A 9,020-nucleotide genomic window follows, 5' to 3' on the forward strand; every position below is an offset into this window, starting at 1 on the left:
ACGACTCTGAAGCGGATCATTAGCTCTTGGTGACAATTTTTTGACCAGTTCATCAAGTTCCTTATATTTAGCAGATGCCTGAGCCAGCTCATTTCGTTTTCCGGACAGCGTATTCATTTCTGCATCACGGGCATGAATACTGGAGCTTAAACGGGTATTGAGAGTCTTAATCTCTTCATCCACTTTCGCCAGCTCAGATTGTGCAGCAGCAAGATTTTTTTGTGCCACCTCCACTGCCCGGGCCTCTTCATTCAATGCTGCCAGCCGTTTCTCTTCAGCTTCAGCCAGTTTCAACTGGCGTTCTGTTTCAGCCTGCTCCTTCTCTATCTCTTTACGTCGTTGTTCTGCCTCCTGAAAAGCCTTTTCCGCAGCTTCCGCTTCTTTACGGGCTTTTTCTTCTGCTTTTGCAAGGCGCAACCGCTCTGCTTCTGCCTGCATCGCTGCATTATTGGCATGAGCCAGGTCAATAACCTCCGGATGAGTGGAATTATGACGAAGCGCCTCATTCACAATATCCTTCAGATGTTGAGTCAGCGCATCCCGGTTTGCTTTTGCTTTAGCCTGTGCTTCTGCGGCAGCTTTTGCCCGGGCAGCCTGTTCTGCCTGCGTTTTCTTCAATTGAGCAGTAGACCATTTAGCTGTGGCATGAATGGCTGCAGAACTTTCACTTTTGCTACCTCCAGTTCCACCACCGCCGCCAGAGCCACTCCCGTCTGGATTACCATTCAAAAGAGTAATGATTACCTGCCCCTTATCATCATAAGGAACACCATCTTTATAGTACGCTACAGCTGTTTCCATTATAAAATCCTCTTTGACATTAAAAACAAATAGTTAAAAGCAATATACTGTATATATAACCACTGGTTTTATATACAGCTTAAAATTACGCCGCTGCATTTTCCCTGTCAACCCTGTGGATTTTCATTTTTGTGAAAACGATCAAAAAAACAGCCACCCACACCACGTGCTATTCCCACCCGATGCCACAAAAACCAGCACAAACATTACCGTTCTCCGGCCCCAGTATGTTTTACTGAAACCATGATATGAGACATTAATGGGACACTGTCACTTCATGGCATGGCACACACTCCAGAACGCACTGAAAATGACAGGCAGATCGCGTTCACAGTTTTACCGTGATATGCGCGCAGGCCTTGTCAGTTATCGTACAGGCCAGGACGGACGGCGGGAGTTTGAAACCAGTGAACTGATCCGGGCATACGGCGAATTAAAGCAGGATGAGACACCAGAAAGGCACAGTGCGGGACAGGCAGAAAATCCACATGATCAGCAGACAGAACGCATTCTCCGGGAGCTGAATGAGCTGAGACAATGCCTGACACTGATGCTTGAGGACAAACAGGCACAGGCTACGGAACGCCGGCGCCAGGAAGCCGAACGGGAACAGCTACATAAAGAGATAGAGCAGCTCAGGCAGGCACTGGAGCAGGAAAAAAAACGGGGATTCTGGGCCAGACTGTTCAGCCGGTGAGCACCGACTGCAAGTGATGATAAGATAGTCAGCGGTTAAATATAAGTCACTGAGTACAAAGATTTAAAGGTAAGGAGACACTCATGAGACGTTCCGGCGGCACACTGTATCTTATCGCCCTGCTGACAGCGGCAACGGTCCTGACAGCCTGCACGCCAAAGGGCAGTGTGGAACAACATACCCGGCATTACGTTTATGCATCAGACGATGGTTTTGATCCTAACTTTTCCACCCAGAAGGCCGACACAACACGAATGATGGTGCCTTTTTTCCGGCAGTTCTGGGATATGGGAGCAAAGGATAAAGCGACAGGAAAATCACGGAGTGATGTGCAGCAACGCATTCAGCAGTTTCACAGCCAGGAATTTTTAAACTCACTCCGGGGCACAACTCAATTTGCGGGTACTGATTACCGCAGCAAAGACCTTACCCCGAAAAAATCCAGGCTGCTGGCTGAGACGATTTCTGCGGTTTATCTCGATGGCTACGAGGGAAGACAGTAAGTGGATTTACCATAATCCCTTAATTGTACGCACCGCTGAAATGCATTCAGCGCAATCACGGCAGCAGACAGGTAAAAATCGCAACAACCCCCCCGAAAAACTACCGCGATCGCGCCTGATAAATTTTAACCTTATGCATACCTATGCATCCAGGTGAATCACAAGCGAATTTCCTTACTGAGACGACTGAAACGGTTTTTTTTCACAATTTTCAGCTGTTTTCGATTCCACAAAATAGAAGTTACAGGATAGGGATTAATCCCCTTCGCCGCCAAGGGGAGCAGGATGAGTCAGGGGAATGTCTATTCACCTGCGCTGTACAGGCTGCCAGGTAAAAGTATTCGCTGCGGCACGATACTCTTTTGCCCTCATAGCCTTTGCGCTTCTTACTTTTCGTTCTTCCAGAATCATTCTTAAGACATTTTCCCGCACTTTTCTCTAACTTCCCGTGGCAATTTATCTCTGCCGGACTGAACCGCCCCGGAAATCCTGGAGACTAAACTTCCTGAGAAAGATGTAAACAGGATGACTAAAAATACTCGTTTTTCCCCCGAAGTCCGTCAACGGGCAGTTCGTATGGTTCTGGAAAGCCAGGGCGAATATGACTCACAATGGGCGGCAATTTGTTCCATTGCTCCAAAGATTGGCTGTACGCCAGAGACCCTGCGTGTCTGGGTTCGCCAGCATGAGCGGGATACCGGGTATTACCTTTCGAAGAAATTTTTGACATCCTCTACGCCCTGAAGGACCGGGTTTTACGGCGTACCAGATAAAAAAACCCCTCTACTGAAGAGGGGTAGTGTAAGGAACTTGCTGATTTTCTTGATATTATTAACCATCAATAACTGAGCATACAAAAAATAACAAAACTCTGACACAGATACAACCATCCCTCTTTGTATAAGACCGATGTGCATCTCAAAAAAGAAGCGTGTTTCTGGAACACAGAACAACAATGCACATTGTAGCCAACAAATTCACACCAGAAACACGCTCTGTTTTTTAATTTACACAAGAATATATGTCTGGAAAATCAGGAAGAAGAAATTAATGGGCATTCTGTATACGAAGGGAGAGCGCGTTTCCGGTGCCCCATATTAGATATTATCCCTGCAACAAACACCAGAGACGCGCTCATAATTCTTCTAGCGTAAATGATCCTTTCAGGCAAGAAAAAAGCCGTGATTCTGTATCACGGCCTTAATTTTATCGAAAACACGGATTTTAGTATGCACATGACTGTACTCCTGTGGAGTACAAGGAAATCATAATCAGCGACCAAACCATTTATCAACAGAAAACCAACATATTGATGTTATTTTTGTGACAAATGTTACAAATTCGAAACCACTGTATTTTTACTGCAACAAAATCTGGTTGATCTACAAGTTACACTGGGGTAAAAAGTTGTCCGGAATGTTTCTGCGTAGTAAAGCCTCTAGCCGGATTGCCTTTGCAAAAACGCAGGAACGTTCCCCCCTTCATCAGTACTCCTGACGCTGTAAGGAGCTGACTGATGCAGACAGGGCTGATGATATCTAATAAAAGCTATCTCATTTTTGCGCGTACATAAAATAAATCAGGCACTTCCCTACACTCCCCCTCCGGAATTGAGGGGGTTTTCTTTACAATGTAAATAAATTGCTTGCGTAAAGTTCAAAAAAACTGCAAATTTTTACTGTAGTGTCGAGCTTCATGTAGCTCACCAGGGCATGGACTAAAAAGAAGTAAACCCATCTTTTACCCCCCCTTATACGGGGGGTTCTTTATAGCACAAAGAACACTTATAATTTATCATCTCACAGCTATAAATATAAAAGAATAATATTCTAAACTACAGTTATTTATGCAGAACATAACATCAAACTCACAATAAATATAAAACAATTATTTTATAACTGTTCACTTATTATATTCAGACATATCAGAAACACGACTCAATTCTTTTTTATTTAACAAAATCCATAAAAAACTTATGGTTGAAATCACATTTAAACTGTGAAGGATATCATCCGGAGAAATTTTTCAATCCGACACTCCATAGAATGGACCTTTAAGACTTTATCCTCATCATGTATGAGGATTTTTTTTCTGGCAAACAGTATCTTTCAGTAATCCTTGCTCAGTTCCGATTCTGACGTATCCCCGTGTGGATCTGAAAAGGAGATAATTACGCTCTGTGGCCAACAGGAATAACTCAAGCAGCTCCTCTCTGATACCATCAGAAGAAGCATTAAACGCATTCTGGCGTCGATTACAGAAGAAGCGGAACGCGTTCCAGGCTCCTGTTGCTATACACACTACCCACACTAACCCCATGGTTTTTGAGCGCCAGAAACGCGTCCGTATGCGTTTTAACGCGTTCCTGTGTTTTCAGCAAGGCCTGACTGAAGCTAGTTCCTAGTGCCCTGAACCAACCATTATCCAAAAAAATGCACCGGAAACGCGCTGACAACACTTTAGCCTGTCTTTGGTTACCATCCCAGCGACGGGCCATCCAGTGTCCGTTCCTGTATTTCCAGATGGCGCTCACGCTCTAGGAATAGCTCATGTTCACGTTCCTGTATCAGTAGTTCGTCCCTTATCTCCTGCTCTCGCTGTATAACTGGCTCAAGTGTTCTGTCTGCTCGCTCAAGTGCTGCACCTGCTGACTCAACTGCATGACCCGCTCGTTCAGCATCGCGTTGTCCCGTTGCGTAAGCGAAAACATCTTCTGCAATTCCACGAAGGCGCTCTCCCATTCGTTCAGCCGCTGCATATAGTCCTGTTGCAGCTGCTCTAAGGCGTTCAGCAAATGTGTTTCCAGCTCTGTCACTCTGTGTCACTCCTTCAGATGTACCCACTCTTTCCCCTGAAAGGGAATCACCTCTGCTGATTTCCCGTACGGAAGGACCAGAAATTTCCTGTTCCCGTCCTGCACGAACTCCACGCCCCATGTCTTCGCGTTCAGTTTCTGCAATGTCTCTTCCTGCTTCCTGATATCTTCCAGGTTCGCCTGTATCCTCCCGCCAAGATACCAGAGCGTCCCGCCACTCGCGGTAAACAGGAGAAAGACTATCCCCAGTAACATCATGCCCGTATTCCCTGCCAGCTTTAACACGTCCTTCCTGTGCTGCCTCATCGCCTCTTTCACCCCTTCCCGGTGTTTCTCCAGCGATTCCTCTGTCGAGGCTGTGAACAGGGCTATAGCGTCTCTGATTTTCGTCTCGTTTGATGTCACAGCCTCGCTTACAGATTCGCCGAGCCTCCTGAACTCGTTGTTCAGCACTTTCTCTGTAGATTCGGCTCTCTCTTTCAGCTTTTTCTCGAACTCCGCGCCCGTCTGTAAAAGATTGCTCATAAAACGCTCCTTTCAGCCTGATATTCTTCCCGCCGTTCGGGTCTGCAATGCTGATACTGCTTCGCGTCACCCTGACAACCTCAACTCCCACATCTGTGAGTGCCTGAATCACATCCTGACGGTCTTTTATCTCTCCGGCACGGTAAAGCACATCAAGCCCCCGTGTAACGCTCTCAGCAATCGCCTGTTTCGTTTCCGGCAGGTTATCAGGGAGTGTCAGCGTCCTGCGGTTCTCCGGGGCATTCGGGTCATGCAGCCCGTAATGGTGATTCACCAGCGTCTGCCAGGCATCAATTCTCGGCCTGTCTGCGCGGTCATAGTACGGCTGGAGGCGTTTTCCGCTCTGTAGCTCCATGTTCGGAATGACAAAATTCAGCTCAAGCCGTCCCTTGTCCTGGTGCTCAACCCACAGGATGCTGTACTGATTTTTTTCGAGACCGGGCATCAGTACACGCTCAAAGCTCGCCATCACTTTTTCACGTCCTCCCGGCGGCAGCTCCTTCTCCGCGAACGACAGAACACCTGACGTGTATTTCTTCGCAAATGGCGTGGCATCGATGAGTTCCCGGACTTCTTCCGGATTACCCTGAAGCACCGTTGCCCCTTCCCGGTTACGCTCCCTTCCCAGCAGGTAATCAACCGGACCACTGCCACCGCCTTTTCCCCTGGCATGAAATTTAACTATCATCCCGCGCTCCCTGTTCCCTGACGACCTGCCGTAAGCTGCGCAACTCTCTCTCGATGGCCATCAGTGCGGCCACCACCTGAACCCGGTCACCGGAAGACCACTGCCCGCTGTTCACCTTCCTCGCCGTCTGATTCAGGTTATTCCCGATGGCAGCCAGCTGACGCAGTAACGGCGGTGCCAGTGTCGGCAGCTTCCCGGAACGGGCAACCGGCTCACCCAGGCATACCCGCCGCATCCATACCGCCAGTTGTTTACCCTCACAGCGTTCAAGTAACCTGGCATGTTCATCATCAGTAACCCGTATCGTGAGCATCCTCTCGCGTTTCATCGGTATCATTACCCCATGAACAGAAATCCCCCTTACACGGAGGCATCAGTGACTAAACAGGAAAAAACAGCCCTTAACATGGCCCGCTTTATCAGAAGCCAGACATTAACGCTGCTGGAAAAGCTCAACGAACTGGACGCGGATGAACAGGCAGACATCTGTGAATCGCTTCACGACCACGCCGATGAGCTTTACCGCAGCTGCCTCGCACGTTTCGGGGATGACGGTGAAAACCTCTGACACATGCAGCTCCCGGAGACGGTCACAGCTTGTCTGTGAGCGGATGCCGGGAGCAGACAAGCCCGTCAGGGCGCGTCAGCAGGTTTTAGGGGGTGTCGGGGCGCAGCCCTGACCCAGTCACGTAGCGATAGCGGAGTGTATACTGGCTTAGTCATGCGGCATCGGTGCGGATTGTATGAAAAGTGCACCATGTACGGTGTGAAATGCCGCACAGATGCGTAAGGAGAACATGCAGATGCCGATGCTCTTCCGCTTCCTCGCTCACTGACTCGCTGCGCTCGGTCGTTCGGCTGTGGCGAGCGGTGTCTGCTCACTCAAAAGCGGTGATACTGTTATCCACACAATCAGGGGATAACGCCGGAAAGAACATGTGAGCAAAAAACGAAGACCCCAGAAAAGGCCGCGCCGGAGGCGCTTTTTCCATAGGCTCCGCCCCCCTGACGAGCATCACAAAAATCGACGCTCAAGTCAGAGGTGGCGAAACCCGACAGGACTTAAAGATACCAGGCGTTTCCCCCCGGAAGCTCCCTCGTGCGCTCTCCTGTTCCGACCCTGCCGCTTACCGGATACCTCTCCGCCTTTCTCCCTTCGGGAAGCGTGGCGCTTTCTCATAGCTCACGCTGTTGGTATCTCAGTTCGGTGTAGGTCGTTCGCTCCAAGCTGGGCTGTGTGCACGAACCCCCCGTTCAGCCCGACCGCTGCGCCTTATCCGGTAACTATCGTCTTGAGTCCAACCCGGTAAGACACGACAAAGCGCCACTGGCAGCAGCCGTTGGTAACTTGGTTAGCAGAGCGATGATGGCGCAAATGGTGCAACAGAGTTCTTGAAGTAGTGGCCCGACTACGGCTACACTGGAAGGACAGTATTTGGTATCTGCGCTCTGCTGAAGCCAGTTACCTCGGTTAAGCAGTTCCCCAACTGACTTAACCTTCGATCAAACCGCCTCCCCAGGCGGTTTTTTCGTTTACAGGCAGCAGATTACGCGCAGAAAAAAAGGATCTCAAGAAGATCCTTTGATCTTTTCTACTGAACAGAGATCCCCGTCAGTTTAGAAGAAGATGATGGAGCCACAGTCCCTCCCTGAACATCACGTATATAGTTAGCCTGACATCCAACAAGGAGGTTTATAGCTAATATTCCCACAAAAAATCTTTTCCTCATAACTCGATCCTTATAAAATGAAAAGAATATATAACGAGGTTTAATTTATGAGTTTAAGATACTACATAAAAAACATTTTGTTTGGCCTATATTGCACACTTATATATATATACCTTATAACAAAAAACAACGAAGGGTATTATTTCCTAGCGTCAGATAAGATGCTATACGCAATCGTGATAAGCACTATTCTATGCCCATATTCAAAATATGCTATTGAACACATATTTTTTAAGTTCATAAAGAAAGATTTTTTCAGAAAAAGAAAAAATCTAAATAATGCCCCCGTGGCAAAATTAAACCTATTTATGCTATACAATCTACTTTGTTTGGTCCTAGCAATCCCATTTGGATTGCTAGGACTGTTTATATCAATAAAGAATAATTAAATACCCAACACATCATTTATAGTATTAAGTTTATTCTTGTCAATAAAGGCACATAGAATGCCTGTAACAATAGCAATCCCCCAGATACCTAATGTAGTTCCAGCAAGCACACTAAAAAGTAAAACAACAATATAACTAACTCCAGCATCTACAGTTTTCTTCTCTAATGTAAGAAATAGTGGCTTCCAGTCACCTGTATCCTTAATTTTTAGGATATCAGATACCACATCATATCCAAAAGAAACATGTCCCGTAATCTTCAAGTACTTAGCAAACTGATCTAAATGCTTAGCCCAGTCTTCATACTTAACCGATTCCAGTGCATTGAAAATCGCATCACGGTCTGCTTTGCTGAATTTCTTATTTAAAACATCCTTGTATTTTTCAAAAGCAGCTAGAGCTTCATTCACATTGCTGATTTTCTTACCTTTAGACTTATCAGCAAGTTCCTGTGCCATTTTTGAATATTTTTCACCATATTTTTCAGATAGCGTTTGATAAAAGCTAACTGTTGCATCCACAGCATCCTTAATCTGCGAGTTCAGGAGATTAGTCTGCGCTGTTTTCAAATTTTCTTCAGATTCATGAACACGTAAAACAGCTGTATTACGATTATTATTAGCCTGAGACATAGCCCCCTGAATTCCATTTATCTCAGCATTAAGTTGGTTAATACGCGTTTCTGATGCTGTTACCTGTTTTTGTTTTTCCTCCATAATCTTACCGGCTCCCGTCCGTCGACTGGTGGCATAGAAAAAAGGACGACTCTGAAGCGGATCATTAGCTCTTGGTGACAATTTTTTGACCAGTTCATCAAGTTCCTTATATTTAGCAGATGCCTGAGCCAGCTCATTTCGTTTTCCGGACAGCGT

At 46.8% G+C, this 9,020-nt stretch carries 10 protein-coding genes and 3 pseudogenes; 6 read left to right on the forward strand and 7 right to left on the reverse strand.

Going from position 1 to position 9,020, the window contains the following annotated elements:
- Positions 1–801: pseudogene (locus ACJHYR_RS26090) on the reverse strand (colicin-10); the annotation flags it as partial.
- Positions 802–1,060: 259 nt separating this feature from the next.
- On the opposite strand from ACJHYR_RS26090, the gene ACJHYR_RS26095 reads away from it, so the two are divergent.
- The 3 genes and pseudogenes from ACJHYR_RS26095 to ACJHYR_RS26105 all read left to right on the forward strand — a co-directional run.
- Complete coding sequence (locus ACJHYR_RS26095) at positions 1,061–1,498, forward strand: hypothetical protein (RefSeq protein WP_012311396.1); 438 nt, start codon at positions 1,061–1,063, stop codon at positions 1,496–1,498.
- Between the two features lie 83 nt (positions 1,499–1,581).
- Positions 1,582–2,001, forward strand: a complete 420-nt coding sequence (locus ACJHYR_RS26100) for an Exc2 family lipoprotein (RefSeq protein WP_001254598.1) — start codon at positions 1,582–1,584, stop codon at positions 1,999–2,001.
- A 525-nt stretch (positions 2,002–2,526) separates the two neighbouring features.
- Positions 2,527–2,703 (forward strand): annotated as a pseudogene (locus ACJHYR_RS26105) (transposase); the annotation flags it as partial.
- Positions 2,704–4,582: 1,879 nt separating this feature from the next.
- On the opposite strand, the gene ACJHYR_RS26110 reads toward ACJHYR_RS26105, so the two are convergent.
- The 4 genes and pseudogenes from ACJHYR_RS26110 to ACJHYR_RS26125 form a co-directional block, all read right to left on the reverse strand.
- Positions 4,583–4,759 carry an MbeD family mobilization/exclusion protein gene (locus ACJHYR_RS26110; protein WP_071791214.1) on the reverse strand — a complete coding sequence of 59 codons (177 nt, stop codon included), beginning with the start codon at positions 4,757–4,759 and terminating at the stop codon, positions 4,583–4,585.
- Positions 4,760–4,822: 63 nt separating this feature from the next.
- Positions 4,823–5,341 (reverse strand): MbeB family mobilization protein, encoded by a 519-nt coding sequence (locus tag ACJHYR_RS26115; RefSeq protein WP_029400393.1) that lies wholly within the window; start codon positions 5,339–5,341, stop codon positions 4,823–4,825.
- Between the two features lie 367 nt (positions 5,342–5,708).
- Positions 5,709–6,029 (reverse strand): annotated as a pseudogene (locus ACJHYR_RS26120) (nuclease); the annotation flags it as partial.
- Positions 6,019–6,342: a MobC family plasmid mobilization relaxosome protein gene (locus ACJHYR_RS26125; protein WP_000955996.1), complete on the reverse strand. Its 324-nt coding sequence runs from the start codon at positions 6,340–6,342 to the stop codon at positions 6,019–6,021. The gene ACJHYR_RS26125 and the pseudogene ACJHYR_RS26120, both read right to left, overlap by 11 nt.
- A gap of 63 nt (positions 6,343–6,405) precedes the next feature.
- Between ACJHYR_RS26125 and ACJHYR_RS26130 the strand changes: the two genes are divergently transcribed.
- Both ACJHYR_RS26130 and ACJHYR_RS26135 read left to right on the forward strand, forming a co-directional pair.
- Positions 6,406–6,597 (forward strand): Rop family plasmid primer RNA-binding protein, encoded by a 192-nt coding sequence (locus ACJHYR_RS26130; protein ID WP_000165985.1) that lies wholly within the window; start codon positions 6,406–6,408, stop codon positions 6,595–6,597.
- 669 nt (positions 6,598–7,266) lie between these two features.
- The gene (locus tag ACJHYR_RS26135; protein WP_001354639.1) at positions 7,267–7,425 is read left to right on the forward strand and encodes a hypothetical protein; all 159 of its coding nucleotides are present in this window, start codon (positions 7,267–7,269) and stop codon (positions 7,423–7,425) included.
- A gap of 196 nt (positions 7,426–7,621) precedes the next feature.
- Here ACJHYR_RS26135 and ACJHYR_RS26140 read toward each other — a convergent pair whose 3' ends face one another.
- Complete coding sequence (locus ACJHYR_RS26140) at positions 7,622–7,759, reverse strand: colicin release lysis protein (RefSeq protein WP_001519492.1); 138 nt, start codon at positions 7,757–7,759, stop codon at positions 7,622–7,624.
- Positions 7,760–7,806: 47 nt separating this feature from the next.
- Between ACJHYR_RS26140 and ACJHYR_RS26145 the strand changes: the two genes are divergently transcribed.
- Positions 7,807–8,148 (forward strand): colicin E1 family microcin immunity protein, encoded by a 342-nt coding sequence (locus ACJHYR_RS26145; protein ID WP_000058758.1) that lies wholly within the window; start codon positions 7,807–7,809, stop codon positions 8,146–8,148.
- Here the strand turns inward: ACJHYR_RS26145 and ACJHYR_RS26150 are convergent.
- Positions 8,145–9,020, reverse strand: an 876-nt coding sequence (locus ACJHYR_RS26150) for a colicin-like pore-forming protein (RefSeq protein WP_410233174.1), incomplete at its 5' end; no start/stop codon positions are given. The genes ACJHYR_RS26145 and ACJHYR_RS26150 overlap by 4 nt on opposite strands.

Origin of the sequence: Escherichia sp. WS1450 (genome assembly GCF_046487395.1) — a bacterium.
GTDB lineage: Bacteria > Pseudomonadota > Gammaproteobacteria > Enterobacterales > Enterobacteriaceae > Escherichia > Escherichia coli.

Coding starts and splice junctions, on each gene's coding strand:
- ACJHYR_RS26110 (WP_071791214.1), bottom strand. CDS start 4,759: ATGCAGCGGCTGAACGAATGGGAGAGCGCCTTCGTGGAATTGCAGAAG.
- ACJHYR_RS26095 (WP_012311396.1), top strand. CDS start 1,061: ATGGGACACTGTCACTTCATGGCATGGCACACACTCCAGAACGCACTG.
- ACJHYR_RS26115 (WP_029400393.1), bottom strand. CDS start 5,341: ATGAGCAATCTTTTACAGACGGGCGCGGAGTTCGAGAAAAAGCTGAAA.
- ACJHYR_RS26125 (WP_000955996.1), bottom strand. CDS start 6,342: ATGCTCACGATACGGGTTACTGATGATGAACATGCCAGGTTACTTGAA.
- ACJHYR_RS26100 (WP_001254598.1), top strand. CDS start 1,582: ATGAGACGTTCCGGCGGCACACTGTATCTTATCGCCCTGCTGACAGCG.
- ACJHYR_RS26140 (WP_001519492.1), bottom strand. CDS start 7,759: ATGAGGAAAAGATTTTTTGTGGGAATATTAGCTATAAACCTCCTTGTT.
- ACJHYR_RS26145 (WP_000058758.1), top strand. CDS start 7,807: ATGAGTTTAAGATACTACATAAAAAACATTTTGTTTGGCCTATATTGC.